Consider the following 26,920-nt stretch of genomic DNA (forward strand, 5'->3'; position numbering starts at 1 on the left):
ACCGAGCATCGGTTTGCCGAAGGTCGCCAGGCCGAAAATGATGGTGAATTGCCGCGACAGCGTCTCCCAGAGATCGAGCGTCACGCTGTTGCCGCCGAGTTCGCAGAGCGCGCGGTGGAACAGCGTGTCGGCCGCGGCGACGCCATAGGCATCGTGGCGGGCCGCCATCAGCTCCATTTCCGCAACCGCCTTGCGCAGCGGGTCGAGATGGTGGCCGCGATTGCGCCCGGCCGCGGTCGCCCGCCCCATCGCGCTGGCTTCGAGCGCGATGCGGGTTTCGATGAGGTCGGCAACCCTTCCATTCGTCACCGGGCGCAGCCGGATGCCCTTGTAGGGCTCGTTGACGACGACGCCCTGGCTCTCCAGCAGCCGCAGCGCCTCGCGCACCGGCACGCGGCTGACGCCGAGCTTGCGGGCGAGTTCGGCCTCGACGATCCGGTCCCCGGGCAGGATCAGGCCGGCGGCCGCGCCGGCGATGATGGCCTCGATCGCCTGGTCGACCAGGGTCTGCGGCTGCAGCGGCAGCCAGCCCGTGCCGCGCGATACCGGCCTTGGCGCCTCCGCCCTCGCATTGGTTTTTGTCTGCTGCATCTTCGTCTGCTGCACTTGCCTCGCCCTGCGGCGGCCTCACTTGACTAATCGTAGAATCGTATACGATCATACGATCACAAGAGCAAGGAGGGGGTAGGGATGGTCACCGTTGCCGAGAGCCGCATTCGCTGCGAAATCGATCTGGATGCGCCAGGCCGCCAGGCCGGCTACCTGAAGGCGCCGCTCTCGCGAAACACCTCCGGCTGGGGCACGGTCGAGATCCCGATCATCTCCGTGCGCAACGGCACTGGGCCGACCGTGCTGTTTACAGGCGGCGTCCATGGCGACGAGTATGAGGGTCCGATCGCCATCTCCCGGCTCGCGCGCAGCCTGGATGCTGGCGCGATCCAGGGGCGCGTCATCATGATACCGGCGCTGAACATCCCGGCCGTGATGAACGACACGCGGCTGTCGCCGGTCGATAACCGCGACATGAACCGCTGCTTCCCCGGCAATCCGCGCGGGACCTTCTCGGAGATGCTGGCGCATTTCGTCGATGCGGTGCTGCTGCCGCATGTCGATATCTCCGTCGACCTTCACACGGCCGGCCATTCCGGCGATTCAGCTCTGTCGACGAACATGCATTACGTCGCCGATGCCGGGCTCCGGGAGCGCACCATGGCGGCGGCCGCGGCCTTCGGTGCGCCCTATAATGTCGTGTTCTGGGGCGTCGACGAGGGCGCGACGCTGACATCCTCGGTCGAGCGCCGGGGCATCCTCTCGCTCGGCACCGAGCTCGGCGGCTGGGGGCGCGTCAATGTCGAGGGCGTGCGCATCGCCGACCGTGCGCTGCTCAACATTCTCAAGCATTTCAAGCTGATGGAGGGCAGCCCCGATACGCGCCAGCGCGATGGGGCGCAAGGCACCCGCCACATGATGGTCCGCAACGCCGCCGGGTACAGCTTTGCGCCATCGGGCGGGCTGTTCGAGCCGAAGAATGTCGTCGGTGACATCTGCCGGGCCGGCGAACTCGCCGGGCTGCTGCATTTCGTCGAGGATGTCGACCGGCCACCGATCGAAATTCGCTACCAGCTCGACGGCGTCCTGTGGATGTCGGCCGGTCCGGGCCGCGTCCAGCGTGGCGACGCCGTGGCCGTGGTGATGGAGGATTACGACGAGACCCGCGCTGCCCAGTGACGTCCTGAATAATCAAAAAGGGGAGATCAGGCATGAAAAAGCACAGCATTCTCGGCCACGCGCTTGCAGCAACCATGCTCCTGTCGATGCAGGCCGGAGCCTCCGCCCAGCAGAAGGGCGGGGACGTCGTCATCGGCATCAGCCAGGCGCCGCCTTCGCTCGATGCGCAGATCACCTCGGCGCAGGCCTCGCGCAATGTCACCCTGCATATCTTCGAGACGCTCTATGCCCGCGACGAGAACGCCAAGCCGGTGCCGGAGCTGGCCGAGGGCGTCACCATCTCGCCCGACGGCAAGACCTATGTCTTCCCGATCCGCAAGGGCGTGAAGTTCCATAACGGCAAGGAGCTCGACGCCAATGACGTCGTCGCCTCGCTCGAACGCTACCGCAAGATCGGCGCCTCGCTGGCCCTGGTTTCGGCCATCGACAGCATCAAGGCGACCGGCCCGCATGAAGTCACCATCACGCTGAAGCAGGTGCAGGCGACATTCCTCGACAACCTGTCCTCGCCGCGGGCGCCGCTGGCGATCTATCCGGCGAGCGAAGCCGCGAAAGAGGCCGGCAAGATCGAGATCATCGGCACCGGCCCCTATAAATTCGTGGAGTACAAGCCCGACAGCCATGTGAAGCTCGCGCGCTTCGACGGCTATGTGCCCAATCCCAACGGTACGGGCCGCGATGGTTTTGCYGGCAAGAAGGAAGCCTTCCTCGACACCGTGACCTTCCGCTTCATGCCGGAGGGCGGCGCTCGCACCGCAGCGCTCGAATCCGGTCAGATCCAGTTCAACGAAACCGCGGATGGGCCGACCGCCAAGCGCCTCGGCAGCGATCCGCGCTTCGCGATCCACAAGGTGGTGCCCTTCGGCCTGCAGGTGATCAAGTTCAACCATGCCGAGGCGCCGGGCAACGACAAGAATTTCCGGCTCGCCGTCCAGGCCGCGTTGAACATGGACGACATCATGAGCATCGCCTATTCCGACATCAACCAGATCGACCCGAGCTGGCTCTATCCCGGCGCGCCGTTCTACAGCACGGCCGGCAGCGCCAAGTACAACAAGGCCGATCTGGCTGAGGCCAAGGCGCTCCTGGCAAAATCCTCCTACAAGGGCGGCAAGACCACCTTCATCGTCGACAACCTGCGGGCCAATGTCGACACCGCAACCGTGCTGCAGGAACGGCTGAAGGAGATCGGCATCAATGTCGATATCTCGATCGCCGACTGGCCGACGGTCTCGAAGATCGGCTTCACCCCGCAGGGCTGGACCTTCTGGACCCACGGCTTCGGCATCGAGCCCTTCGAAGGGCCGGCCTCCGTCATGGCGCCCTGGGTCAACGGTCTCTCGCAGCAGGCCAAGGACCCCGTCATCGACGAGCTGGCGGCGTCGCTCGGCAGCGAGATGGACGAGGCGAAGCGCAAGGCGCTGTTCGACCGCTTCCAGACCCATATGTACGACAACGCGGTCGCCATGAAGGCCGGCAATTACGGCGTCTTCCAGATCAGCACTGCCAAGCTGAAGAACTTCAAGCCCTACCGCATCCCGCGCATGTGGGGTGTCTGGCTCGAGCGCTGACGCCAGCCTGCGGGCGCGTCAGACAGCGCGCCCGCAGATCGGCCCGCTATATGCCGGCCCGCCGCTGGCGGGCTGCGCGGCTGCGCCTTCTCGAAGCGGAACAACTGATGGCAAGCTTTATGATCCGGCGGATCGCCAGCGCGATCCTGGTGCTCGCACTGGTCTCGCTGATGTCCTTCGCCCTGATCTGGCTGGTTCCGGGCGATACGGCGGCCGCCTTCCTCGACGCCTCGGCCACGCCCGAGCAGGTCGCGGCGCTGCGCACCGCGCTCGGACTGGACAAGGCGCTGCCGCTGCAGATGGCGGAATGGTATGGGCGCGTCCTCAGCGGCGATCTCGGGCAATCCGTGCTGCTGAACCGCTCCGTCGCCGGCGCCTTGCTGGAGCGGCTGCCCGTGACGCTCTCGCTCGCCAGTTTTGCACTCGCCATCGCGATTGCGCTCGGCGTGCCCGCCGGAGTGGCTGCCGCCGTCTTCCATAATCGCTGGCCGGACCAGCTTTTCATGACGACGGCGCTGCTCGGCCTCTCCGTCCCCGATTTCTGGCTGGGGCTGGTGATGGTTCTGGTCTTCGCCGTCTCGCTCGGCTGGCTGCCGAGCGGCGGTTTTACCGCTTTCGGCACCGACCCGCTCGGCTGGCTCAAGACGGTCATCCTTCCCGCCTTCACGCTCGGGCTCGTGCAGGTCGGCTTCATCGCCCGCATGGCGCGCGCCTCGATGCTGGAAACGCTGAACCAGGATTTCGTCCGCACGGCCAATGCCAAGGGCCTGTCGCGCTTCTACATCGTGGTGCGCCACGGCCTGCCCAACGCCATGATCCCGATCCTGACCGTGATCGGCATCGTCGCCGGCGCGCTGCTCGGCGGCACCGTCATCATCGAGCAGGTCTTCTCGATTCCGGGCATCGGCCGGCTGATCGTCGGCGCCATCGCCTCCCGCGACTTTCCCGTGCTCCAGGGCGGCCTGCTTTTCCTGGCGGTGGTCTATCTCCTGATCAATCTGATCGTCGATCTCCTCTACGCAGTCGTCGACCCGCGGGTGAGGCTGTCCTGACCATGACGATCGCCTTTCATAAACCGGCCCTGAGCCCGCGGCAGGCAAGCCTTCGCCGGCTCGCCCGCAGCCGCTCCTTCCAGATCGGGGCCGCGATCGTGCTCGCCATCGTCCTGGTCGCGCTGCTGGCCGATCTGCTCGCGCCCTTCGATCCGCTGCGCAGCAATGCCCGCATGCGCCTGACGCCGCCCAACGCGACGCACTGGTTCGGCACCGACCATTTCGGCCGCGACATCCTCTCCCGCGTCATGGTCGGGGCCCGGATCTCGCTCAGCATCGGGGCGGCGACGGTCCTTCTCACCGGCCTCTTCGGAACCGTGATCGGCGCGGTCGCAGGGTTCTTCCCGCGCTTCGACAACCCGATCATGCGGCTGATGGATGCGCTGATGGCGTTCCCCTCCATCGTGCTCGCCATGGTGGTCAGCGCGGTGCTCGGCGCCTCGCTGACCAATGTCGTGATCGCCCTGTCGATCGCCACCATGCCTCACACGGCCCGTATCGTCCGCGCTTCGGTGCTGGTCGCGCGCGAACTCGACTATGTCGAGGCCGCCCGCTCGCTCGGCGCGGGCGAATTGTCGATCCTGTTCCGGCATGTGCTGGTCAACGCCATGGGGCCGCTGATCGTCCGGCTGACCTATGTCTTCGCCGTCGCCATCCTGGCCGAAGCCGCGCTCTCCTTTGTCGGCGCCGGACCGCCACCGCCGGCACCCTCCTTCGGCGCGATCATCGCCCAGGGCCGCGATTTCATGCGCGAGGCGCCGTGGATCACGATCTYCCCGGGGCTTGCGATCGTCCTGTCCGTGCTCGGCCTCAACCTGCTCGGCGACGGTCTGCGCGACGCCCTCGATCCGCGTTCGACCATGTAGCCACCGCCATCCCGAAGGCCGGCGCGGAGAGCCGCGCCCGAGCGATAAACCGGAGACCAGACGTGAAACGCATCCTCATCGCCGAATGCAAGCAGGAGATCTCGTCGTTCAATCCGCTGCCGTCGGGCTACGGCAATTTCCACATCAGGCGGGGGGACGCGCTCTATGAGCAGCGCGGCACCAACCAGGAGATCGGTGGCGCGCTGGCCGTGTTCGAGGCGCGCGGTGACATCACCGTGGTGCCGACCATCGGCGCCCGCGCTGGCAGCGCCGGCCTGCTTTCCGCCGAAGGCTGGAAGCGCCTGTCGCAGGAGTTCCTCGACGCCGTCTTCGCGCGTCTCGACGGCATCGACGGCATTTATATCTGCTTGCACGGCGCGATGGCAGCCGAGGGCGAACTCGACCCGGAGGGCTACCTGCTCGAGGCGCTGCGCAAGCGCGTCGGGCCGGACATGCCGATTGTCATCTCGCTCGACCTGCATGGCATCCTGACCGATCGCATGCTGCGGCAGGTCAACGGCTTCGCGATCTACTGGACCTATCCGCATGTCGATTTCGCCGATACCGGGCGCCGCGCCGCCGCGCTGCTGCTGCGCCTGATGGAGGGCGGGCTTCGCCCTGTCGCCGCACGCGTCGTCATGCCGACGCTGGTCCGCGGCGACGAGCTCATCACCAAGACCGGCTGCTATGGCGATCTCCTGCGCGACTGCCGGCGTCTCGAGGAGGAGGGCAGGGCGCTGGCCGCCGGCATCATGATCGGCAATCCCTTCACCGATGTGCCGGAACTGTGCTCGCAGGTCCTGATCCTGACCGACGGTGACGCGGCCACGGCTGAACGCGAGGCGCTTCGCCTCGCCGAGGAATTCTGGCCGCAACGCTTCCGGATGCAGGGCAAGCTGATCGGGCTCGAGCGCGCCATCGCCCAATCCCAGACGATGGCAGGGCCGCTGATCTTCACCGATGCGGCCGACGCCACCTCCTCGGGCGCGTCGGGGGACAGCAACGCCATCATCGCGGCTTTGTACGCGGCCGGCTACGGCGGCAGGGTCCTGGCGCCATTGGTCGATGCCGGGGCGGCCGCAGCCGCGCACAAGGCCGGCGTCGGCGCGACGATCAGCGTTGCGCTGGGTGGCGCCATCGACCCCGCCCGCTTCACGCCGATGCAGGTCGAGGCCAAGGTCAAGCTGCTCTCGGATGGCGAAGCGCTGCTGGAAACGATGAAGGCGCCGCTTGCGGCAGGCCCGACGGCGGTGCTGACCTTGGGCCCGTTCACGATCGTGGTCATGAGCCATTCGGTTAGCCTGTTCGACCGGGCGATGTATTACGCCAACGGCCTGAACCCGCAGGATTTCGACCTCGTCGTGGTCAAGTCGCCCCATACCGAGCACCACATGTTCGAGCAATGGTGCGAGCATAATTTCAACATCGATGCGCCCGGTGCGACCTCGGCCAATCTGAAAAGCCTCGGGCACAGCATCTGCGCCCGGCCGATGTATCCGCTCGAGGCCGATGCGGCCTTCGCGCCGAACCCCGTCATCTACACGCTGTGAAGGACAAGCCCGTGCCGACGATCGATGCAGTCGATTTCTTCTACCTGTCCATGCCCGTGGTGACGGACGAGGCCGATGGCAGCCAGGATGCCCTGCTGGTGCGGGTAGCCGCCGGCGGCCAGATCGGCTGGGGCGAGTGCGAGGCAGCCCCGTTGCCCTCGATCGCAGCCTTCATCTGCCCGATGTCGCATGGGGTCTGCCGCCCCGTCGCCGATTCCGTTCTCGGCAAGCCGCTCGAAAGCCCGGCCGATATCGCGCAGATCTCGGCTGACGTCGCCTATAACTCGATGGACCTGCTGCAGGCGCCGCACACCTTGTCGGGCGTCGAAATGGCGTTGTGGGATGTGCTCGGCAAGCTGCGCGGAGAGCCCGTTTGGCGCCTGCTCGGCTATGAGCGCAGCCACCCCAAGACGCCCTATGCCTCGGTGCTGTTCGGCGACACGCCGCAGGAGACGCTGGCGCGCGCCCGCGATGCGAGAGCGCGCAACTTCCGGGCCGCCAAGTTCGGCTGGGGGCCGATCGGGCGGGGCAGCGTCGCCGCGGATGCCGAGCATTTCGTCGCCGCGCGCGAAGGGCTTGGCGCAGACGGCATCCTGCTGGTCGATACCGGCCAGATCTTCATCGAGGATGTCGAGCGCGCCGCCGCAAGACTGCCCGCGCTGGAGAAGGCAGGCGCGCTCTGGTTCGAGGAGCCGTTCCAGGCGAGCGCCGTCGACGCCTATGCGGCCCTGGCCAAGCGCAGTTCGACCGTGCGCCTGGCGGGCGGGGAGGGTGCCCATAACGTCCATATGGCGAAGCAGCTGATCGATCATGGCGGCGTCGGCTATATCCAGATCGATTGCGGCCGGATCGGCGGCGTCGGCCCGTCCAAGGAGGTGGCCGACTACGCCGTTGCCAGGGGCGTGACCTTCGTCAATCACAGCTTCACCTCGCATCTGGCGCTCTCGGCCTCGATCCAGCCCTATGCCGGCCTGAAGGACCACGTCATCTGCGAGTATCCGGCCATGCCAAAGCCCGTCGCGCTCGCCTTCACCCGCAACCACCTGGAAAGGGACGGGAATGGCGACATCAGCGTCCCGGACGCGGTCGGGCTGGGGCTGGAGATCGACGAGGAGGGCATCCGCCAGTATCTCCAGGATGTCGAGATCAAGGTGAACGGCAAAGTGCTCTACGCGACGCCGCAGATCTGAGGCGGGGCCTGACGGGGCTAGAGTCCTGTCAACTTCAATGCGGCTGCGGGCAAACGCTCCCCGGTCAAGGTCATCGTCGACAGGGCCTGATCGATCTCGTGGAGATCGGCCGCGGTCAACTGCACCGCGGTCGCTGCGATGTTCTCCTCGAGGCGATGAGGTTTCGTCGTGCCGGGGATGGGAACGATCCACGGTTTCTGCGCCAGGAGCCAGGCCAGCGCGATTTGCGCGGGCGTCGCGCCCTTGTCCTCGGCGACGTCCTCAATGAGCGTGACCAAGGCTGCATTGGCCTTGCGGGCTTCCACCGAGAAGCGTGGCACTGCATTGCGGAAATCCGTCGGTTCGAAGGTCGTGTTGCCGTCGATCTTGCCGGTCAGGAAACCGGCGCCGAGCGGGCTGAACGGCACGAAACCGATGCCGAGCTCTTCGAGCACAGGCAAGATCTCCGCTTCCGCGTCGCGATAGAACAGCGAGTATTCGCTCTGGACGGCAGCGACGGGATGAACCGCATGCGCCCTGCGGATCGTCGCCGCGCCGGCTTCGGACAGCCCGAAATGGCGGACCTTGCCTTCCGCGACCAGGGCCCGGACTGCGCCGGCCACCTCCTCGATGGGAACCTCGGGATCGACACGGTGCTGGTAGAATATATCGATGACATCGGTGCGAAGTCGCTTCAGGGACGCCTCGGCGACGCGCCTGATATGCTCGGGCCGGCTGTTCAGCCCTGGGCGCCGTTCTCCGGAATTCTGGTCGATGTCGAACCCGAACTTGGTCGCAATGACGACGTGCTCGCGGATCGGCGCGAGCGCCTGACCCAGGAGCTCCTCATTGACGAACGGCCCATAGGACTCGGCGGTGTCGAACAAGGTCACCCCTCGGTCGAAGGCCCGGCGGATCAGCTCGACGCCGGCTTTCCCCTCGACGGCTTGGCCATAACCATAACTCAGGCCCATGCAGCCGAGACCGAGCGCCGACACGCTCAGGCCGCTCTTGCCGAGTGTCCGTTTCTGCATGGTCCACCTCACACTCTGCTCACGATGTTGATGGCGCGTATGTAGCGAGCGTGGCCCGCGGTGATTAGGAGTTATAATCCGCAAGAGCTCATAAGGTCCCCTAATCAATGGCGCAGCCGAACTTCAACGATCTCGCTGCCTTCGCCATGGTGGCGCGGGAGCGCAGCTTCACCAAGGCCGGGGCCAAGCTGGGCGTCTCGCAATCGGCCCTGAGCCAGACGATCAAGGCACTCGAGGAACGACTGAAGCTGCGCCTGCTGACCCGTACGACGCGCAGCGTCGCGCCCACGGAAGCGGGCAAGAGACTTCTGGAGACGGTCGGTCCGCGCTTCGAGGAGATCGAGGCGGAGATCGCGGCGCTCGGCGAGTTGCGAGGTAAACCCGCGGGAACGGTACGCATCACGGCCGGAGAGCACGCGGCGGTCGCCATGTTGCAGCCGGCCCTGCGCAAATTCCTGCCGGATCATCCCGACATCACGGTCGAGATCATCGTCGATTATGGCCTCGTCGATATCGTCGCGGCTGGCTACGACGCCGGCGTGCGCCTTGGCGAGCAACTGGCGAAGGACATGATCGCGGTTCGCATCGGCCCGGAGATGCGCATGGCCGTGATTGGCTCGCCGGACTATTTCGCCCGCTACGGCATTCCCGAGACTCCTCAGGACCTGACCGCTCATAACTGCATCGCGTCGCGCCTGCCGACCTATGGCGGCCTCTTTGCCTGGGGGCTGGAAAAGGACGGCCGCGAGATCAAGGTCCGCGGCGAGGGGCAGCTTGTGTTCAACAGCCTCGCCATGCGGCTGAACTCCGCCTTGGACGGGTTGGGGCTCGCCTATCTGCCAGAGGATCAGGCCATCCCGCATATCCGGGACGGGCGCCTTGTGCGCGTGCTGGAGGATTGGTGCCCGCCATTCCCTGGCTATCACCTGTACTATCCGAGCCGCCGGCATGTCTCGCCGGCCCTGGCCGTCCTGATCGACGTCCTGCGCTACCGGGAATGATCTCGCCGGTGAAGCCGATGGCGGTCGCGCTACGTCATGCCTGGCTGGCCTGACCGGGCTCCGCGCCTGGCAATTCCCGTTGGCGATTGCTGCCGATGGGCCAGCCGGGCTGGACGAGCTTCAGGCCGTAATAGGTTGCGACCATGAACAGCCCGGCGGCAGCCGCGCAATGGATGAAGAAGCCCGCCACCGCTTCCTCGAAATTCCACCAATCCAGTGTCGTCTGCATGGAAAGCCTGGTTCCGAGCCCGAGGACGATGCAACTCCAGGCGCCGTGGACGGCGATCGTCACTGCTGCTGCCCGCAGCAGGAGCGTTCGCAGCCTGCTGGGCGTTCTGATGCCGAACAGGTTGCGGGCCACGCCCATCAGCATCGGCCAGCGCAGCCCGAGATGGATCGCGACGATCACCAGGACCCAGTAGGCGGCAAGGGTGTGGATCTGCCGAATGGTGAAGCCGCCCCAGGCCGGCAGATAGGCGGCAAGGGCATGCGAGATCAGCACGCTGGTCGCGACCAGCGCCAGCATGGCGATCAGGAGCGCGACGGTGACGCTGATGTTGAACAGGCTGCGCGGCCCGTGCCGGGTCCGTGCGACGGCGCCATACCAGCGCCGGTTGAAGACGTTATGGGCGATCAGGAGCAGGAACAGCGCCGTTCCCGCGATCTCATGGATGGGGTTGCCAAGCCACCAATAGGCAAACCCGAGCAGCAGCAGGCCGGCCGCCAGAGCGTCGAGCCATAGCCGGGATATGAAGAGAGAACTCACCTTCGTGCTCCCCTGGACCTATTCGACCGGCTTGCCGTCGAAACGGGGGATGCGATAGCCGGTGAAGAGGAATTCGCTGCCCGACTGGCTCTGGTGGCAGGACTGGCAGCGGGCGGTGTTCTCGCTCGTGTTGATCGTCCGATCCGGCCAGAACCACTGGAACTGCCAGTCGCCGGTGCGGCGGTCGTCGTCGTAATCCGCGCCCCAGTTCTGGCCCTTCTCCATCACGAAGTAGCGGAACAGCTTGCCGTCGCGATGGTCGACCAGCACGAAATGGGTTCCGGCCGGCACTGGCTGGCGGTTCTTCACGGCCTCGATCGCCGCGGGCGTCGTCATGATATGTTCGGTGACGTTGCCGCGCCGGACGGTGGTGTAGTGGACCAGCGTGTCGAGTTCGGGAAACGTCACCCTCGTGGCCTCCGCATGGACCCGCCAGCCCACCGTGAGGACGGCGGCCATGGACAGGCTTGCCAGGGCGATCTGAAGCGTAGGCACCTTCATGAATGGGTTGTCCTTGGATTGCTCATTGGAGACATGATTGCTTCTGGCCGCGGCCGTGCCGTCGAGGGCCGGGGAGGTCGCGGAATGGCCACGCCCTGCGTTGCAGAGGGGCTGCGCCGACCGTTCGCTCCATCGGGACCAGGTGGTGCAAGCTCTGGAACGACCATCCCGGGCCTCATTTCGGCTTGAACACGTCGCGCGCAACCGCGACCGCCGAAACGGCGTTCGGCCAGCCCGTGTAGAAGGCGAGCTGCGTGATCGCCTCGACGAGCTCTTCCTCCTTCACGCCGTTCTGCCGCGCCAGGGCGAGATGGGACCGCAACTGATCAGGGCGGTTCATGGCAATGAGAGCGCTGACGGTGACCAGGCTGCGGTCGCGCCTGGAGAGGCCTGGCCGCTCCCAGATGTCGCCGAACAGGACAGTGTCGGTGAGCTCGGCCAGCTTTGGCGCGATATCGCCCATCAGGTGCTGCGCCCGGGAAGGCGGCTTTGGCGTCGCCGGCTGGGCCGGGGCTGGCGCCTGGGGTTGGGCGTAGGAGGTCGTTGCGTGGCCAGCAGCGAACAGGCATGTGGCGGCGAGCAGGGCACGCGCGAGGGGGCTCATGGTGGGGCTTTCCTTGTCCGAATGAGTGGCCGCGACAGGCATGCGCCGTCGTCGTGCCGGCGAGAGTGCTGGGAGTGATCAGTCCAGCTGCTTGTCCGCCAGGAAGCGCGAGACCTGGTCCGCAATCTCGATGTTGTTCAGGTCCGAGAACGGGAAATGCGTGTTGCCCCGTATGCCGATCTCCGGCAGGTGGACCAAAGTGACTTGGCCGCCACGCTTGTTGACGGTGTCGCGCCAGATCCGAGCCATCTCCAGCCGGCCACGCCAGGCGTCCTGGGTCGGAACATCGGACGCCTTCGACGGGATATTGTCGCCGTAGAAGATGATGATCGGCAGCTTGGTCAGTGCCATGAAGTCCGACATCGGCACCGGCGTGCCTTCAAGCGTGTCGAACGCGGTCGGCACAGGCTTCGGCAGCTCGCCCTGCGGGAAGACGAAGCCGCTGCCGGGCTCGAAGGCGACGATCGCCTTGACGTTTTTGCTCTTGATCGCGGTCAGCCAGCCTGGCCCGCCGCTCTGCGAATGCGTCATCAGGATGCCGGGACCGATCCTGGCGAACAGCGCCGACACGCCATCGGAAATCAGGTTTGCATCGAACGGGCCGGTGTTCGGGGTCATGGCACGGAAATACTGGTTCAGCGTCTCCGGCTTGCGGTCGAACTGGACGCCGTCGAAATAGGTCGGCCAGATGCCGACGCGGAACTGGCCGAACCAGAACTGCTCGTCGGGAGTCGGCTTGATAGTCGCCTCGACCGTGCTGCGGCCGGCATTGCCGCGCCGCGGCTGGTCGATGAGATAGGTCGCGAAACGGCGGCGCAGGAAAATGTTCTGGAAGCCTTCGCGCCCGTCTGGTGTCGTCTCCCAGGTCTTCGAGAATTGCCCGGCCCCGTGCCACATCACGATGGGGAGTTTCCGCGGGGCGACCGGCAGCTGGTAGAAGGCGTAGAGATGATCGCCATGGAAGGTCTGCCCGGCCGGCTGCAGGGGTTTCATCGCATCGAATGTGCCCGGGGCGCTGGCGATCACGCCGCCGACCGCGAAACTGCCCTGGTCCTGAATGACCAAAGGCTCTGGCTTCCCGGCAGATTGTGAAAGCGCAGGCGTCAGACTGAGCAGACCGGTCGCGATCAGGATGGATGGAAGCAGGAATAGCGTCTTGATCGTCGGCATGCGCCCCTCGGTTGCTGCGTCAGCTTCGCGGGGAACCTAACGATCTGGCCGATATTCGATTAGGCTCAATGATTCACTAGGACAGATAAGCGGTGCTAATGAATGCCGGCGGTGCCGCGATCGCCGACCACCGCACGGAAACGCGGCTGTCCCGGGGCGGCCGCCCCTCGCTCACTCCAGCGTTACGGAGGCGGGCAGGACGTAGCGGCGCTGCAGGATTGTCTCGCCTCTCGAGCGGGAGCTTCGCTGAACGGTGTCCAGTGGGCGAAAGCCGAGTTTGAGAAGCACCTGCCCCGAAGCTGCGTTGTCGACGGCATGTCCGGAGAGAAGCTGCGACAGGCCGACTGTTCGAAACGCGAAGTTCAGGACCGCTCGTGCCGCTTCCGATGCATAGCCGCAGCCCCAGCTGGCCTGCTCGAACCAATAGCCGAGTTCCCCCTCGCCTTGAGAGATCTCATCGACGTCGATGACCCCGATGGCTCTGCCCTGGAGCTCGACCGCAAAACGATAGGCTTCTCCCGCTGCCCATTCGCGCGGATGGTCGGCGAACCATTGCGCGATGTCTGCTCGATCGGGCGGAAACGACGCCATTCGCAGCATGCGCGTCACCTCCCAGTCCGACTGTATTTCAAAGGCGCGATCAGCATCCGCGAGGCTCGTTGGGCGCAGAACCAGGCGATCCGTTGTCAAATGTTGCGGAGGGATGCGAGCCATAGTCTACCGCCAGCTGATCATCATGAGTGCCACCAAGGCCATGACGATAAGCCCGTCGTGATTGCCCGCAATGGGCGACATCGGGCCCCGCCGCACCGTCCTGCCTAGGTCCGTATTCGGCCAAGAGGCCGACGTCCGGCACTGGCGCGACCCGGCGGGATGCGGCCGGACGCGCGATCGACCAGCCCCTCGGCTCCCTCGTGGGCTGTGACTTTTCCCTCGAATGCGCCCCCCCTTGGGCCTGGAACCCCTTGGTTTCAGGCGTATTCCGGGCGGCGCGGTGTGAAGACGTCAAGATTGAGCACGGGCTCGTCGCCGACGACCTCGCCCCAATGCTCGACATTGGACGGGATCACGACGAGCCCGCCGGGGCCGACGAGATGCTCTTCGCCGCCGATGAAGAAGCGCAGCGTCCCACTCACGATATAGGCGATCTGCTCATGGGGATGGCTGTGCGGCCTGGGCTCATGGCCAGGCATCAGCCGGTGCAACGCCACTGTCGCGGCACTACCGGAGAAGGCCTTGCGGTCCACGCCTGGACGCACTGGCGTCCACGGAATCTGGCTCCAGTCGATCTTGTGAATGTCCATGGTGGATCTCCCGATTGAACAAGAGCGACCGTCCGGGCGGTCGGGTGCGTCGCTTGTCTACTTGGCCGCGCCGAGGATGCCGGACGGCCGGATGAACAGGAAGAGCAGCAGCACCGACAGCGCCGCGACGTTCTTCAGGCCCGCGCCGAAGCCGACGATGGCGAGTGCCTGCAGCAGGCCGAGCAGCAACCCGCCGAGAAAGGCGCCGAAAGGCCGCCCGAAGCCGCCGACGATCGCGGCGATGAAGCCGCTGATCGCGAAGGGCACGCCGACATTGAAGGCGGTGTACTGCGTCKGTGTGATCAGGATGCCGGCAATGGCGCCGAGCGCCGCGCTCAGCGCGAAGGCCAGTGCCAGCATGCGCGCGACCGGGATGCCTTGCAGCGCAGCCGCCTCGCGGTTGATCGAGCAGGCGCGCATGGCCTTGCCGGTCCGCGTCAGGCCGAAGAAGGCGGCAAGCGCTGCGACGATCGCAAGCGATCCCCCGACGATCCAGATCAGCTGGTAGCCAATCGCGACGCTACCGATCATCAGCGGCGGGAGGTCGGTGAAGACCGGCAGGGTCTTGGGCTGGTCGCCGACTGCGATCAGCGTCAGCCGCTCGATCACGATCTGGGCGGCCAGCGTCGCCAGGATCATCACGAACATCGTCGCCTTGCGGTTCCAGAGCGGCCTGACGACGACGCGCTCGATCGCCACGCCGAGCACGGCGACGGCTGCGATCGCGATCAGGGCGGCGACCGGCAGCGGCACGCCGTTACGGGCGAACAGCACCTGGGTAATCATGCCGCCGAGCATCACGAAGGCGCCTTGCGCGAAATTCACGATGCCGCTGGCGTTGTAGATCACGCAGAAGCCGATGCCGATCAGGCCGTAGACGCAGCCGATGCCGAGCCCGCTGACGAGCACTTGCGGGATATAGGACAAGTCAGCCATGGGCCGCCTCCTGCGTGCCGGGCGTGTCGGTGGAAGACTTGTTCAGGGAAGACTTGTCCGAGGAGGACTTGTTCGAGAAAGACTTGCCGGTGCCGAGATAGGCCGCGATCACGGCCGGGTCGGCGCGGACCTCGGCCGGCGTGCCCTCTGCGATCTTGCGKCCGAAATCCACCACGACGACGCGGTCGGCGGTATTCATCACCAGCGTCATGTCGTGTTCGATCAGGAGCACGCTGGTGCCTTCGTCGGCGATGCGCCGGATGGTGCGCGAGAGCACGGCTGATTCCTCGGTATTCAGGCCGGCCGCCGGCTCGTCGAGCAGGATGAGCCGTGGCCCCGCCGCCATGGCGCGCGCCAGTTCAAGCATGCGCTGGCGGCCATAGGGCAGGCCCGATGCCGGTTCGTCGGCCATCCCTGCGAGACCGGCGAAGGCGAGGAGGTCGCGCGCCCGGGCTTCGACGGCTGCCTCCTCGCGGCGGGCAGAGGCCGGCCGCAGCAATGCCGAGAACAGGCCGGCCTTGCCCTGCAGGTGACACCCGACCTTGACGTTATCGAGCACGCTCAGATCCTCGAACAGCTTGACGAGCTGGAAGGTCCGCACCAGTCCCGCAGTGGCGATCTCCGCGGGCGGCCGGCCGGTGATGTCCTTGCCCTCGAAGACGATCCGGCCTGCGCTCGGCGGCAGGAAGCCGGAGATCAGGTTGAACAGCGTCGTCTTGCCGGCGCCATTGGGGCCGATCACGGCGGTGACGCCCTCGGCAGGGACCTCGAACGAGACATCGTCGACTGCGACGAGGCCGCCGAAGCGGCGCGTCACGCCGTCCAGGCGAAGCCGGCTCACGAGCGCCCCCGCGGGGCAAAGAGGCCGGCGAGGCCGCGCGGCGCATAGATCAGCAGCAGGATCAGCGCCGCGCCATAGGCGAGGTCCTGATAGTCCTTGAAGGCGCGAAAAGTCTCCGGCAGCAGGCTGACGATCAGCGCCCCGACCAAAGGTCCGGCGACCGTGCCGATGCCGCCGACATAGAGCATGGTGAAGGTGACGATGACCATGTGCAGCCCGAAGACCTCGGGGCTGACGAAGCCGACGACATGCACGAAGAGCGAGCCCGCGAGCGCGGCAAAACCGGCCGAGAGCAGGAAGGCCGCGAGTTTGTAGCGCGCGACGTCGATGCCGAGCGCCGTCGCCGCCTCCTCGCTGCCGGCGACAGCCGAGAGCGCTCGGCCGAAACGCGAGCGGCGGATGCGCGCTGCCGCAAAGGCGCAAGCCGCGACAACCAGCGAGAGCAGGATGAGCTGGCCGCGGTCGGAGGTGATCTCATAGGGACCGATCCCGAAGGGCGGGATGCCGGAGATGCCCATATAGCCCTGCGTCACCGACTGCCATTCGACGGTGATCTCGTAGGTGATCAGGCCGATGGCCAGCGTACCCATCGCGAGGTAATGGCCCTTCAGCCTGAGCGCGGGATAGCCGACGATCGCGGCGGCAATCACGGCCGCGACGATGCCGAGCACCATGGCGGGCAGGGGGCTCCAGCCATGGGTGGCGGTCAGCACGGCGGAGATATAGCCGCCGATCGCGGCGAAGGCGTTCTGCCCGAAGGAAACCTGCGCGGCGAAGCCCATGAACAGGTTCAGCCCGGTCACGAAGACCGCGTAGATCAGCGCAAAGGCGACGACCGTTGCGGCATAGCCGCCCACGATCATGGCATAGCCGACGACGAGCCCGGCGAAGAGCCAGGGCAGCAGGCCCACCAGCCTGAGCGGGCGCCGTTCAGGCGAAGTAATGCTGAGCGAGTTCGTCATGGGAGGTGATGTCACGCGGATCGAGTTCGGCGACGATGCGCCCGAGCGAAAGCAGGTAGACGCGGTTGGCAAGTTCGAGCGCGAGCGGCGCCTTCTGCTCGACCAGCACGATCGCCAGGCCTTCGCGGTTCAGGAGGCCGAGCGTCTCCAGGATTTCCTCGGTGACGCGCGGCGCGAGGCCGAGCGAGGGCTCGTCGAGCAGCAGCAGCTTCGGCCCGGCCATCAGCGCACGGCCAAGGGCGAGCATCTGCTGCTCGCCGCCGGACATGGAGCCTGCGGCCTGTCCGAGCCGTTCCTTCAGGCGCGGGAACAGGGTCAGCACGCGCTCGCGCCGGCGGTTGAATTCGGCCTTGTCCCGCAAGCGATAGGCGCCGAGTTCGAGATTGTCGGCAACGGACATCGGGGCGAAGAGACCGCGCCCCTCCGGCACCAGCACGATGCCGCGCGAAGCGACCGCGACTGCATCGTGCCGCGACAGCGCCTGGCCCCGGAAACGGACCTCGCCGCTATTGGCGGARAGCCCCATGATCGCGCGCAGCAGCGTCGACTTGCCGGCCCCGTTGGGGCCGAGCACGGCGACGAGTTCGCCCTCGCCGATGTGCAGATCGACCCCGTGCAGCGCCTCGACATGGCCATAGCGCGCCGAGAGGCCGGTCGCGGCCAGGATCGGCGGAGCAGCGCTCGCTTCTATCTTGGTCGCGACCGCGAGGCTCATTGCACCACCTTGACCTTGCCGGCTTCGATGGTGGCCAGCACAAAGGGGTTCTCGGTGATGCCCTGATGCAGGTCCGGCCGGAAATTGTAGATGCCGGTCGTGCCCTGGAAGCCGGTCAACTCCTCATAGGCGGCGCGAACCTTCTCGCCCTCGAAGGACTTCGCCTTCTCGATCGCGGCGACCGTCAGCATGACGCCGTCCCAGCCGCGCGAGGCCCAGTTCGGGTCGCGATCCCTGTATTTTTCGCGCCAGGGCTCGAGGAAGGCCTTGATGCCGGTCTTGAGGGTGCCCTCGGGCAGCGCCTCATAGACCTGCGACGGCGAGGCGACGAAGAAGAACTTGTCGCCCAGCACCTCGGAGACCGGACCGAACACGGCCAGGTCCTCGAGGCTCGTCAGCAGCAGCATGTCGGCGCCGAGCTGCTTGATGTTCTTGGCCGCGGTCAGCGTCGTGCCGCCGAGCCCGATCTTCAGGATCGCTTCGGCGCCCGCCGAACGCGCCTTGCTGATCTGGACGCTGAGATCAGGGTCGTCCTGCTTGTACTGATCGACAGAGACGACCTCGAGGCCGTACTTGGCCGCGTTGCRCTCGGCCACGCCCTTCTGGAGATTGGCGTAGGGGGTCGGGTCATGCAGCACCGCGATCTTTCGGATCTGCGTCTTTTCCTTGAGGTATTCCAGGCGCTTGTCGACCTCGAAGCCGGCCGGCGGCAGGGTGGTGAAGGCCCAGGGCAGGTGCTCGGCCTGCTGCGGCAGGATCGAGCACAGCATCATCGGCACCTTGGCGCGCAAGAGCAGGCCGGCGGCCGCGAAATTGCCGGCCGAGACGCAGCCGCTGACGAAGACGTCGACCTTGTCCGAGCTCAGCATCTTCCGATAGACGGTCACCGCCTCCTGCGGCTCGGATCGGTTGTCCTCGACGACAACCTGGATCTTGCGGCCCATGACGCCGCCCTTGGCGTTCACCGCCGCGGCCGCCAGTTCAACGCCGTCGCGCCAGGCGCGATCGACCGTCGCGGCATAGCCGGTCAGACCTGCCGAGACGCCGATCTTGTAGGGCTCCTGCGCGCGGGCGGGCGCCGCGCCGACCATCGCGACGCTTGCGGCGATGCCGGCCGCAAATAGGGTCTGCTTCATCAACTGTCCTCCCGGTTTCCCTTGGCTTCGACTGGTCGCCCCGGTGCGGGGCTCCGCCTTTTTCTTGGTCTTGTGCAACGATCTGGTCTTGCGCCCGATGGCAGTTCTCAGGCCGCCGGCTTGCCGTAGCCGCCGCCGCCGGGCGTCTCCAGCAGCACGACGTCGCCGGCCTTCATCGTCAGCTTCTTCGCCTCGCTGACGGATGTGCCGTTGACGAGGAAGCGCCCGGGCGCCCCCGGCAGGCCGCCATCGATCCCGTCAGGCCCGCGTTCGAGCCGGCTCGGCACCGCGTTGAGCAGCCAAGCATGGTCGGTACGCATGTGAAACTGGATGATCTGGCCGTCCCCGCCCTGCATCCGGCCCTTGCCGCCGGACCCCGGCCGCAGTTCCTTGCGGTCGAAGACGATCGGCATCGCTGCTTCCAGGATCTCGATCGGCACAGCCGCGACCCCTGTCGGATAGCAGGTGGCGCTCGGCCCCGGCTTGCCGGCGCGCGCGCCCATGCCGCCGGAATAGTTGAACATCGACGAGGTGAAGGGTTCGCCGCTCGGACGCCGGCCCTGGATCTGAATGGTCCAGACCGCGCCTGATCCTTCCGCCAGGACCCGTTCCGGCATGACCTGATGCAGCGCCTTCAGGATCGGCATCGGGACGTACATGCCGACCACATGGCGCGCATTCACCGGCGCAGGATAGGCGCAGTTGATGATCGAGCCCACGGGAGCGCGGACTTCGATCGGCGCGAGCGAGCCGGTGTTGTTCGGCAGGTCCGGATTGAGGCAGGAGCGGATCGCGAAGGTCGAATAGGCGTGGGTGTAGTTCAGCACCACGTTGATGCCGGTCGTCGTCTGCGGTGAGGAACCGTCGAAGTCGACGATGATCGAACCGCTCTCGGCATCGACGGTGACGGCGCTCTTCAAGGTGATGATCTCGCCGCCGGGAACGTCGAAGACGGCCTCGCCATGATAGGTGCCGGGCTTCAGCTTGCGGATGGCGTTGCGCGTCGCCTCCTCGGAGCGATCGATGATCTCGTCGGACAGGGCCTCGATGTCCTCGATGCCGTAGCGCTCGCACAGCGTGATCAGGTGCTCGGCGGCGGCCTCGCCGGAAGAGACCTGCGCCGACAGGTCGCCGAAGACGGCGTCGGGCGTGCGCACATTGCGGCGGATGATGTCGTGCAGCATCTCGCTCGGCTTGCCGCGCTCGTAGAGCTTGAGCGGCGGGATCCAGAGGCCTTCCTCATGCACGTCGCGGGCACCGGCGCCGATGCCGTAGCCGCCGATATCGGTGTGGTGGATGGTCGAGCCGATATAGGCGAGCAGTTTGGTGCCGTTGAAGATGGGCGTCAGGATCGTGATGTCGAAGAAGTGCCCGGCCGAGAGCCAGGGGTCGTTGGTGATCAGCACGTCGCCGGGTTCGCACCGCCCTTCGAACAGGCGCACGAGATGGGCTCCCGCGATGGCGAGCGAGTTGATATGGCCGGGTGTGCCGGTATTGGCCTGCGCCACCATGCGTCCGCGCTGGTCGAAGAGCGCGCAGGCGAGGTCGCCGGCTTCGCGCACGATCGGGCTGAAGGCGATGCGCTGCAGCGCCTTGGCGCGTTCGTTGACGATACCGATCAGGTTCGACCAGAGGATTTCGAGTTCGACTCCGTCCATCGGATTTCAGCCTTTCGTGGCGACGATGCAGCCGAGCGCGTCGATCGTCGCGCTCCAGCCCGGGGGCAGCGCGGTCGTGGTCTCGCGCTCCTCGATGATGGCGGGGCCGGCGATGGTCTGGCCGGTGGCGAGGGCGGAGCGCTCGTAGACCGGCACCGACTGACCGTCTTCCCAGGCATGGACCGGACGATGACGCTTGGGTGCACCGGCTGTGTTCTGGGGCCGGGCCTGGCTGTCGAAATGCGGCAGGGGACCGCGTGCCACGACGCGCCAGGTCACGAGTTCGATCGGGACATGCGAGGGGTTGACGCCGTAGAGGGTGCGATAGGCCGCCTCGAACTGTGCCGTCAGCGCTGCGCTGTCACGGCTCTTGCGCGGGTCGGTCTCGAAGATGATCGTGACCTCGTGCTGCTGGCCGACATAGCGCATGTCCGCGCCGATGAGGATCGTGACGTCGGACGCCGCGCAACCGGATACGCCGAGCGCCGTCAGCCCCTCGCTCTCGAGCTCGCCGAGCACACGATCGACGCGGCCCCAGTCGAGATGGTCGACCCGCGTCAGGTCGCTGCGCACCAGATAGGTCCGCGACGCCGCAGGCGTGCAACGGACCGGCCCCCCCGAAGGCGAAGAGCGGCAGGCCGCGATAATCGACGCCGCGATCGGTGGCGTGGGTCCGCGCCGCCGAGGCCATGGCCTCCGTGACGATGCGGTAGATGCCGCGCGCCGCCTGGACGGCGTTGAGGCCGAGCGCATCGCCGAGCCGCGCCATCGCGGCGTCGCAGGCTGCCTTGTCGAGCGACATGTCGCCGCCGAGGAAGTTCTCGGCATCGATCAGGCCGAGCACGAGATCTGCATCGGTGACGGTCGCGTTCTTGCCGCCGCGGCCGTAGCAGGCAGGTCCCGGATTGGAGCCCGCGCTTTCGGGCCCGACCTTGAGCAGGCCGAGATCGTCGACATGGGCGATGCTGCCGCCGCCGGCGCCGATCTCGATCAGGTCGATCGAAGGCACCGTGACGGGCAGGCCGCTGCCTTCCCGGAAGCGGTAGCGCCGGTCGACCTCGAACAGCCCGGTGATCAGCGGCGTACGGTTCTCGATCAGGCAGGCCTTGGCCGTGGTGCCGCCCATGTCGAACGACATCAGTCGATCGATACCGAGCAGCTCCGCATAGTGGCAGGCAGCAAGGGCGCCGGCTGCCGGACCGCTCTCGATCATGCGCACGGGATTTTTGCCCGCTGTCTCGGCGCCGACGACGCCGCCCGAGGACAGCATGATCAGCGGCGTGTTGGCGAAACCCTCGACGCGCAGCCGGTCGCTCAGCCGCTTGAGATAGGGCTGCGAGATCGGCATGGCGTAGGCATTCACCGTCGCCGTCGAGGCGCGCTGGTATTCGCGGATCTGCGGCGCGACCTCGGCCGAGGTGCAGATGAACACGTCGTTGAGTTCGCGAGAGAGGGCAGCCGCGACCGCGACCTCGTTTTCAGGATTGGCGAAACTGTTGAGGAAGCAGATCGCGATGGCGCGAGCACCGGAGGCGCGGATCTCGGCTGCGAGTTCGGTAATGTCCTCGGCTGCCGGAGCAAGCGCGAGGGTGCCGTCTGCCAGGACCCGCTCCTTGATGCCGAAGGTCAGCTCGCGCGTCACCAGCGGCTCGGGGAACTCGATCTGCGGATCGTACATGTCATAGCGGTGCTCGTTGCGGATCGAGAGCACGTCGCGGAAGCCCTCCGTGAYGACGAGCGCCGTCGGCAGCCCCTTGCGCTCGATCAGCGCGTTGGTGACGACCGTGGTGGCGTGGACCACGACACCATCGATCGCGCCGGCCGCGATGCCGGCCTTGCCCAGCACGGAATCGACACCCCGGAAGAAGCCCTCCAGCAGGTCGTGGTGGGTGGTCAGTGTCTTGTCGACGCTGAGGCTGCCGCGGGAGTCGCGCAGGACGATGTCCGTGAAGGTGCCGCCGATATCGACGGCCAAGGAATAGGTCATGATCTCAGTCTTTCCAGGTCAATCCGCGCGAGATGCGTGCGGCTGCGCCGACGACTTCGCGGATCTGTTCGGGATCGGGTTCTGGCGCGATGAATTGCGTGGAGCCGACGATGGCGATCGAGCCGACCAGCGCCTTGCGGTGGTCGAAGACCGGGGCGGCCAGCGTGTTGACGCCGGTGATCACCTGGTCGGGCGCAGTGGCCCAGCCGCACTCGCGGACGCGTGCGATTTCCGCCAGAAGCGCCTCACCGGAGACGATCGTGCTCGGCGTCCACGCCTTCAACTCGCCGGCTGCAACGGTGCGACTGCGTTCCGGCGAGCCGAAGGCGAGCCAGATCTTGCCATGCGCGCTGGCGTGGAAGGCGAGCCGCGTGCCCGGCCGCATCGCGAATTCGATCATCGTGCGGCCCTGGATCAGCTCGAGGACGATCAATTCCTCATCGATCACGTCGCAAAGCGTCACGGCCTGGCCGGAGCGGTCGCGGAGCGTCATCAACTCCTCGCGTGCTGCCGAGACGATATCGAAGCGCTGTCGCAGCGCCTCGCCGAGGACCATCAGCTTGATGCCGGCCCGGACGAAGYCGTGGCGCTGAAGCGTCACCAGATGCCGGTAGATGGTGGCCTTGGAGGAGGAGAGCGCCTCGGCAATCTGCGCCAGTGCGACGGGGCGGCTCTGCAGGACCAGATACTCGACTGCCTGCAGGGCGAGGTCGAGCGTGCTTGTGCCGGCAGGCACAGCTTTGGCGGAGGCTTTGTCGGTATCGAGCGTCAAGGAGCGTCCCTCTGTGTTTCATTTCATATAATGAAACATCATTTTGTTATTTGATATGCTATGGTTTGATCGAGCGGGCTGTCAAGCGTCAGTCGGATCGCCGAGATGGCTGGAATGCTGACGGGACGTCGGCATGGGCGCCAACGGTCACGGCGGCCTTCCCCAGATGTGAAGGGCGGGCACCGGTGGTCCCACTGCTCGTCTATCGATCACGTAGCGATGGCGCGCCGATGCGGAACCGCAGGTTTCGCTGCGCGGTTTCCCGACATGTCCGCCGCGACCTCAGGACGTCAGGGCAGGGTAGGGGATAAGGCCGGATCGCCTCTTGATCGGGTCATGCTATCTAATTAACATGATAATCATAAATCCTGCGTGGCGGTGTGGTCCTGCGCCGTTGCTGAAGCCAGCCCGCCGCGTCGCCATCCCCCTGGCAATCAACTCTCGAAGACGTCGATCTCGGCCAAAGGCACGAGGCGACAGAAGGACCGGATTCATGCTTGCCCCCAGATTCGTCAGCTTCTCCGCTGAAAACCGCGCCGGATACGGCCTGGCCGTGGAAGGGGGCGTCATTGACCTGTCCAGCCGCTTCTCGGCTCGGTGGCCGAGCCTGAAGGAGGTGGTAGCCGAGGGCGCCTTTGCGAAGCTTGCCGACGCGGCGGCGGGGCTGTCTCCGGATCTGCCGTTCCAGGCGATCCGCTACGAGCTTCCGATTGCCGCGCCCGAAAAGATCATCTGCGTGGGCGTCAATTTTCCCGACCGCAACGCCGAATACAAGGATGGCCAGGCCGCCCCGGCCAATCCCTCCCTGTTCCCGCGCTTTCCCCGCTCCTTCACCGGTCATGACCAGCCGCTGATCCGCCCGCCCGAGAGCGTGCAGCTCGATTATGAGGGCGAGATCGTCATCGTCATCGGCAAAGCGGGGCGCCGCATCGCCGAGCGCGACGCGCTGAACCATGTCGCGGCCCTGTCGCTTTGCAATGAGGGGACGATCCGGGACTGGGTTCGGCACGCCAAGTTCAACGTCACGCAGGGCAAGAATTTCGACCGCTCGGGCTCCATCGGGCCATGGCTCGTTCCCTTCAGCGATGAGGCGCAGATCGCCGATATCGCGCTGACGACCCGCGTCAACGGCGAGCTGCGCCAGGAGGACCGGACCAGCCGGATGGTCTTCTCCTTCCGCCGGATCATCAGCTACATCTCGACCTTCACCACGCTCGTGCCGGGCGACATCCTCGTCACCGGCACGCCGACCGGGGCAGGGGCTCGCCTGGAGCCGCCGGTCTGGCTGAAGCCCGGTGACGTCGTCGAGGTCGAGGCCGAGGGGATCGGCCTTCTCCGCAACACCATTGCCGACGAGGCCTGATCGATGCTGAACGCCAATGAAATCGCCGCCGCGGCGCTGAGCCTCGACGAGGCCGAACGGACGCGCCGCCAGACGGGGCTGATGTCGCTCAGGCATCCTCAGATGACGATGGATGACGCTTATTCCATCCAGGGCGCCTGGGTGAAGCACAAGATCGCCGCCGGTCGAAAGGTGATCGGCTGGAAGATCGGCCTGACCTCCAAGGCGATGCAATACGCGCTGAATATCGACATCCCGGATTCAGGCGTGCTGTTCGACGACATGATGTTCGCCGATGGCGACAGCGTGCCGAAGGACCGCTTCATCCAGCCGCGGATCGAGGCCGAGATCGCCTTCGTGATGAAGGCGCCGCTGAAGGGCCCCAATATCGGGATCTTCGACGTGCTCAATGCCACCGACTACATCACTCCGGCGCTCGAGATCCTCGATACCCGCATTCTGCGCGTCGATCCGCAGAGCGGGAAGGCCCGCACTATCGTCGACACGATCGCCGACAATGCCGCCAATGCCGGCATCGTCGTCGGGGGCCGTGCCATGCGGCCGGACCAGGTCGATCTTCGCTGGGTCGGCGCCATCGTCTCGCGCAACGGCCAGGTCGAGGAGACAGGGCTCGGAGCTGGCGTGCTGAACCATCCCGCCCGTGGCGTCGCCTGGCTTGCGAACCGGCTCGCCGCCTATGGCGACCATATCGAGGCCGGCCAGATCGTCCTGGCGGGCTCCTTCATTCGCCCGGTGGAAGCGCGGCATGGCGACACCATCACCGGCGATTACGGCCCGCTGGGCAGCGTCAGCTGCTTCTTCGAATAGGCAGACGCCTGTCGCTCCCTCTGCCCTAAGGGCAAGGGGCGGCGTCCCCGGAGGGCGGCCACGGCCCCCGCGGCGCCGTGTCGCGCCGGCGCCGGCTTGCGGCGTTCGGCTCCAGTGGTGGAGTGCTGGCGGGGGCGCCGCACCGCATGCGTTCGGCAGGGGAGCCGTCGGCTCTCCATGCAGCCCCGGTCATGGCGACGGCAGCCCCGGCGCGTAGTCAAGCATCTGACAAACCAGATCAAATCGGAATGGGAATGCAATCTCTTCGGCTCCCCGCTCCGATATAATTAACTTGATAATTAACTTGTTATGTGAGATCGGGGCCCGGTTTTCGGAGCGGCCCCGATCGCGATGACCGCTCCGTAGGAATTGCTGGGAGAATTGGAATGCTCGGATATCTGCGCAACAAATGGACCCTCGCTGCCGGCTGCATGCTGGCTGCCGTGACAGTGGCTTCGGCCCAGAGCGGCGACACGCAGAAGACGATCAAGGCGCGCGGGCTGCTCAATTGCGGCGTGTCCAGCGGCGTGCAGACCGGCATKAGCACGCTCGACAGCGCAGCGAAATGGAATGGCTTCGAGGTCGATTTCTGCCGTGCCGTCGCCGCCGCCGTGCTGGGCGATGCCGAGAAGATCAAGTTCGTGCCGCTCGAGATCAAGACGGCGTTCGCCACGCTCCAGTCGGGCGGCATCGATCTGCTGGCGCGCACCGCCACGCATACCTTTGTTCGCGATATCGAGCTGAACGTCGCCTGGCCCGGCGCCTATCTCTATGACAGCCAGGGCTTCCTGGCGAAGAAGTCGCTCGGCGTCAAAAGCGCCAAGGAGCTCGATGGCGCGTCGATCTGCGTCTCCGCTGGTTCCAATTACGAGCTGAACCTCGCCGACTATTTCCGCAAGAACGGCCTGAAGTTCACCCCGGTCGCCGCCAATTCGCGCGACCAGAACGAGAAGAACCTCGAAACCGGGCGTTGCGACGTCTATGCGAATGTTCTGAGCGCCCTGGCCGGAGCCGTGTCGAAGCTCGGCAAGCCGGATGACTGGGTCGTGCTGCCCGAGTTGATCTCGATGGAGCCGATCGGCCCGGTCGTGCGCAAGGACGATAGCCGCTTCCGGGATATCGTCGGCTGGACGCTCAATGCGCTGATCGCCGCCGAGGAGCTGGAGATCACCCAGGCCAATGTCGAGAAGCTGAAGGCGAGTTCGACCTCGCCGGAGGTCCAGCGCCTGCTCGGCGTGACCGGTGATTTCGGCGTCAAGCTCGGGCTCGGCAATRACTGGGCGCTCAACGCGATCAAGGCCGTCGGCAATTACGGCGAGATGTTCGAGCGCAATCTCGGCAACAAGAGCCCGATCAAGCTCGAGCGCGGCCTCAACAACCTTTGGAACAACAAGGGCCTGATGTCGTCGCCGCTGCTCCGCTGAGCG

Annotated in this window: 26 protein-coding genes and 1 pseudogene; 10 read left to right on the plus strand and 17 right to left on the minus strand. The window is 66.1% G+C overall.

From position 1 onward, the window contains the following. Positions 1 to 591: GntR family transcriptional regulator (locus AC1DRP_RS07800; RefSeq protein WP_476768242.1), on the minus strand; the 591-nt coding region annotated here is incomplete at its 3' end. A 99-nt stretch (positions 592 to 690) separates the two neighbouring features. On the opposite strand from AC1DRP_RS07800, the gene AC1DRP_RS07805 reads away from it, so the two are divergent. From AC1DRP_RS07805 to AC1DRP_RS07830, 6 genes are all read left to right on the plus strand, one after another. Beyond that, positions 691 to 1,728: a succinylglutamate desuccinylase/aspartoacylase family protein gene (locus tag AC1DRP_RS07805; protein WP_441504678.1), complete on the plus strand. Its 1,038-nt coding sequence runs from the start codon at positions 691 to 693 to the stop codon at positions 1,726 to 1,728. Between the two features lie 32 nt (positions 1,729 to 1,760). Continuing rightward, positions 1,761 to 3,299: an ABC transporter substrate-binding protein gene (locus tag AC1DRP_RS07810; protein ID WP_441504677.1), complete on the plus strand. Its 1,539-nt coding sequence runs from the start codon at positions 1,761 to 1,763 to the stop codon at positions 3,297 to 3,299. A gap of 107 nt (positions 3,300 to 3,406) precedes the next feature. Further along, the gene (locus AC1DRP_RS07815; protein WP_441488591.1) at positions 3,407 to 4,351 is read left to right on the plus strand and encodes an ABC transporter permease; all 945 of its coding nucleotides are present in this window, start codon (positions 3,407 to 3,409) and stop codon (positions 4,349 to 4,351) included. A 2-nt stretch (positions 4,352 to 4,353) separates the two neighbouring features. Next, a complete protein-coding gene (locus AC1DRP_RS07820) occupies positions 4,354 to 5,217 on the plus strand; it encodes an ABC transporter permease (RefSeq protein WP_476768243.1) in 864 nt (287 codons plus the stop codon). 62 nt (positions 5,218 to 5,279) lie between these two features. Continuing rightward, the gene (locus AC1DRP_RS07825; protein ID WP_441504676.1) at positions 5,280 to 6,767 is read left to right on the plus strand and encodes a M81 family metallopeptidase; all 1,488 of its coding nucleotides are present in this window, start codon (positions 5,280 to 5,282) and stop codon (positions 6,765 to 6,767) included. Between the two features lie 11 nt (positions 6,768 to 6,778). Then, on the plus strand, positions 6,779 to 7,957 hold the full coding sequence (locus tag AC1DRP_RS07830) for a mandelate racemase/muconate lactonizing enzyme family protein (protein WP_441504675.1): 1,179 nt from the start codon (positions 6,779 to 6,781) through the stop codon (positions 7,955 to 7,957). A 17-nt stretch (positions 7,958 to 7,974) separates the two neighbouring features. On the opposite strand, the gene AC1DRP_RS07835 is transcribed toward AC1DRP_RS07830, so the two are convergent. After that, on the minus strand, positions 7,975 to 8,970 hold the full coding sequence (locus AC1DRP_RS07835; RefSeq protein ID WP_441504674.1) for an aldo/keto reductase: 996 nt from the start codon (positions 8,968 to 8,970) through the stop codon (positions 7,975 to 7,977). 107 nt (positions 8,971 to 9,077) lie between these two features. Between AC1DRP_RS07835 and AC1DRP_RS07840 the strand changes: the two genes are divergently transcribed. Then, a complete protein-coding gene (locus AC1DRP_RS07840; RefSeq protein ID WP_441488586.1) occupies positions 9,078 to 9,971 on the plus strand; it encodes a LysR family transcriptional regulator in 894 nt (297 codons plus the stop codon). A 34-nt stretch (positions 9,972 to 10,005) separates the two neighbouring features. Here AC1DRP_RS07840 and AC1DRP_RS07845 read toward each other — a convergent pair whose 3' ends face one another. The 15 genes and pseudogenes from AC1DRP_RS07845 to AC1DRP_RS07915 all read right to left on the minus strand — a co-directional run bounded on the left by AC1DRP_RS07845 (position 10,006) and on the right by AC1DRP_RS07915 (position 23,323). Continuing rightward, positions 10,006 to 10,737: a DUF4405 domain-containing protein gene (locus AC1DRP_RS07845; RefSeq protein ID WP_441488585.1), complete on the minus strand. Its 732-nt coding sequence runs from the start codon at positions 10,735 to 10,737 to the stop codon at positions 10,006 to 10,008. A gap of 18 nt (positions 10,738 to 10,755) precedes the next feature. Beyond that, positions 10,756 to 11,238: a cytochrome P460 family protein gene (locus AC1DRP_RS07850; protein ID WP_441504673.1), complete on the minus strand. Its 483-nt coding sequence runs from the start codon at positions 11,236 to 11,238 to the stop codon at positions 10,756 to 10,758. Between the two features lie 175 nt (positions 11,239 to 11,413). Continuing rightward, positions 11,414 to 11,842: a carboxymuconolactone decarboxylase family protein gene (locus AC1DRP_RS07855; RefSeq protein WP_476768244.1), complete on the minus strand. Its 429-nt coding sequence runs from the start codon at positions 11,840 to 11,842 to the stop codon at positions 11,414 to 11,416. Positions 11,843 to 11,920: 78 nt separating this feature from the next. Then, positions 11,921 to 13,012, minus strand: coding sequence for an alpha/beta hydrolase (locus tag AC1DRP_RS07860; protein WP_441504672.1), 1,092 nt, complete (start codon positions 13,010 to 13,012; stop codon positions 11,921 to 11,923). Between the two features lie 171 nt (positions 13,013 to 13,183). Further along, positions 13,184 to 13,726 carry a GNAT family N-acetyltransferase gene (locus AC1DRP_RS07865; RefSeq protein ID WP_441488581.1) on the minus strand — a complete coding sequence of 181 codons (543 nt, stop codon included), beginning with the start codon at positions 13,724 to 13,726 and terminating at the stop codon, positions 13,184 to 13,186. A gap of 257 nt (positions 13,727 to 13,983) precedes the next feature. Next, a complete protein-coding gene (locus tag AC1DRP_RS07870; protein ID WP_441488580.1) occupies positions 13,984 to 14,316 on the minus strand; it encodes a cupin domain-containing protein in 333 nt (110 codons plus the stop codon). A 57-nt stretch (positions 14,317 to 14,373) separates the two neighbouring features. Continuing rightward, entirely contained in the window at positions 14,374 to 15,252 is an 879-nt protein-coding gene (locus AC1DRP_RS07875; RefSeq protein WP_476768245.1) for a branched-chain amino acid ABC transporter permease, read from the minus strand. Then, positions 15,245 to 16,093, minus strand: coding sequence for an ABC transporter ATP-binding protein (locus tag AC1DRP_RS07880; RefSeq protein ID WP_441488578.1), 849 nt, complete (start codon positions 16,091 to 16,093; stop codon positions 15,245 to 15,247). Before AC1DRP_RS07880 ends, AC1DRP_RS07875 begins: the two co-directional genes overlap by 8 nt. Next, entirely contained in the window at positions 16,090 to 17,055 is a 966-nt protein-coding gene (locus AC1DRP_RS07885) for a branched-chain amino acid ABC transporter permease (RefSeq protein WP_441488577.1), read from the minus strand. The genes AC1DRP_RS07880 and AC1DRP_RS07885 overlap by 4 nt, the downstream gene beginning before the upstream one ends. Continuing rightward, entirely contained in the window at positions 17,024 to 17,770 is a 747-nt protein-coding gene (locus AC1DRP_RS07890) for an ABC transporter ATP-binding protein (RefSeq protein ID WP_441488576.1), read from the minus strand. Before AC1DRP_RS07890 ends, AC1DRP_RS07885 begins: the two co-directional genes overlap by 32 nt. Beyond that, entirely contained in the window at positions 17,767 to 18,906 is a 1,140-nt protein-coding gene (locus tag AC1DRP_RS07895) for an ABC transporter substrate-binding protein (RefSeq protein ID WP_476768246.1), read from the minus strand. The genes AC1DRP_RS07890 and AC1DRP_RS07895 overlap by 4 nt, the downstream gene beginning before the upstream one ends. Positions 18,907 to 19,013: 107 nt before the next feature. Next, positions 19,014 to 20,564, minus strand: a complete 1,551-nt coding sequence (locus AC1DRP_RS07900) for a hydantoinase B/oxoprolinase family protein (RefSeq protein WP_441504669.1) — start codon at positions 20,562 to 20,564, stop codon at positions 19,014 to 19,016. Between the two features lie 6 nt (positions 20,565 to 20,570). Then, positions 20,571 to 21,137 carry a hypothetical protein gene (locus AC1DRP_RS07905; protein WP_476768247.1) on the minus strand — a complete coding sequence of 189 codons (567 nt, stop codon included), beginning with the start codon at positions 21,135 to 21,137 and terminating at the stop codon, positions 20,571 to 20,573. Between the two features lie 10 nt (positions 21,138 to 21,147). Next, a pseudogene (locus tag AC1DRP_RS07910) lies at positions 21,148 to 22,551 on the minus strand (hydantoinase/oxoprolinase family protein); the annotation flags it as partial. 4 nt (positions 22,552 to 22,555) lie between these two features. Beyond that, complete coding sequence (locus AC1DRP_RS07915) at positions 22,556 to 23,323, minus strand: IclR family transcriptional regulator (protein ID WP_476768248.1); 768 nt, start codon at positions 23,321 to 23,323, stop codon at positions 22,556 to 22,558. Positions 23,324 to 23,816: 493 nt separating this feature from the next. Between AC1DRP_RS07915 and AC1DRP_RS07920 the strand changes: the two genes are divergently transcribed. From AC1DRP_RS07920 to AC1DRP_RS07930, 3 genes are all read left to right on the plus strand, one after another. Continuing rightward, the gene (locus AC1DRP_RS07920; RefSeq protein ID WP_441504666.1) at positions 23,817 to 24,686 is read left to right on the plus strand and encodes a fumarylacetoacetate hydrolase family protein; all 870 of its coding nucleotides are present in this window, start codon (positions 23,817 to 23,819) and stop codon (positions 24,684 to 24,686) included. A gap of 3 nt (positions 24,687 to 24,689) precedes the next feature. Then, positions 24,690 to 25,493, plus strand: coding sequence for a 2-oxo-hept-4-ene-1,7-dioate hydratase (gene hpaH / locus AC1DRP_RS07925; protein ID WP_441488570.1), 804 nt, complete (start codon positions 24,690 to 24,692; stop codon positions 25,491 to 25,493). Between the two features lie 386 nt (positions 25,494 to 25,879). Beyond that, positions 25,880 to 26,917 (plus strand): amino acid ABC transporter substrate-binding protein, encoded by a 1,038-nt coding sequence (locus tag AC1DRP_RS07930; protein WP_476768249.1) that lies wholly within the window; start codon positions 25,880 to 25,882, stop codon positions 26,915 to 26,917. The last annotated feature ends 3 nt before the right edge of the window (positions 26,918 to 26,920 follow it).

The organism is Allobosea sp. 01N443 (assembly GCF_056399325.1).

What these genes read in the sequence shown, in the direction of transcription:
- AC1DRP_RS07850 (WP_441504673.1), bottom strand. Translation starts at nt 11,238, where the DNA reads ATGAAGGTGCCTACGCTTCAGATCGCCCTGGCAAGCCTGTCCATGGCC.
- AC1DRP_RS07920 (WP_441504666.1), top strand. Translation starts at nt 23,817, where the DNA reads ATGCTTGCCCCCAGATTCGTCAGCTTCTCCGCTGAAAACCGCGCCGGA.
- AC1DRP_RS07805 (WP_441504678.1), top strand. Translation starts at nt 691, where the DNA reads ATGGTCACCGTTGCCGAGAGCCGCATTCGCTGCGAAATCGATCTGGAT.
- hpaH (WP_441488570.1), top strand. Translation starts at nt 24,690, where the DNA reads ATGCTGAACGCCAATGAAATCGCCGCCGCGGCGCTGAGCCTCGACGAG.
- AC1DRP_RS07815 (WP_441488591.1), top strand. Translation starts at nt 3,407, where the DNA reads ATGGCAAGCTTTATGATCCGGCGGATCGCCAGCGCGATCCTGGTGCTC.
- AC1DRP_RS07855 (WP_476768244.1), bottom strand. Translation starts at nt 11,842, where the DNA reads ATGAGCCCCCTCGCGCGTGCCCTGCTCGCCGCCACATGCCTGTTCGCT.
- AC1DRP_RS07870 (WP_441488580.1), bottom strand. Translation starts at nt 14,316, where the DNA reads ATGGACATTCACAAGATCGACTGGAGCCAGATTCCGTGGACGCCAGTG.
- AC1DRP_RS07840 (WP_441488586.1), top strand. Translation starts at nt 9,078, where the DNA reads ATGGCGCAGCCGAACTTCAACGATCTCGCTGCCTTCGCCATGGTGGCG.
- AC1DRP_RS07860 (WP_441504672.1), bottom strand. Translation starts at nt 13,012, where the DNA reads ATGCCGACGATCAAGACGCTATTCCTGCTTCCATCCATCCTGATCGCG.
- AC1DRP_RS07835 (WP_441504674.1), bottom strand. Translation starts at nt 8,970, where the DNA reads ATGCAGAAACGGACACTCGGCAAGAGCGGCCTGAGCGTGTCGGCGCTC.
- AC1DRP_RS07885 (WP_441488577.1), bottom strand. Translation starts at nt 17,055, where the DNA reads ATGACGAACTCGCTCAGCATTACTTCGCCTGAACGGCGCCCGCTCAGG.
- AC1DRP_RS07865 (WP_441488581.1), bottom strand. Translation starts at nt 13,726, where the DNA reads ATGGCTCGCATCCCTCCGCAACATTTGACAACGGATCGCCTGGTTCTG.
- AC1DRP_RS07900 (WP_441504669.1), bottom strand. Translation starts at nt 20,564, where the DNA reads ATGGACGGAGTCGAACTCGAAATCCTCTGGTCGAACCTGATCGGTATC.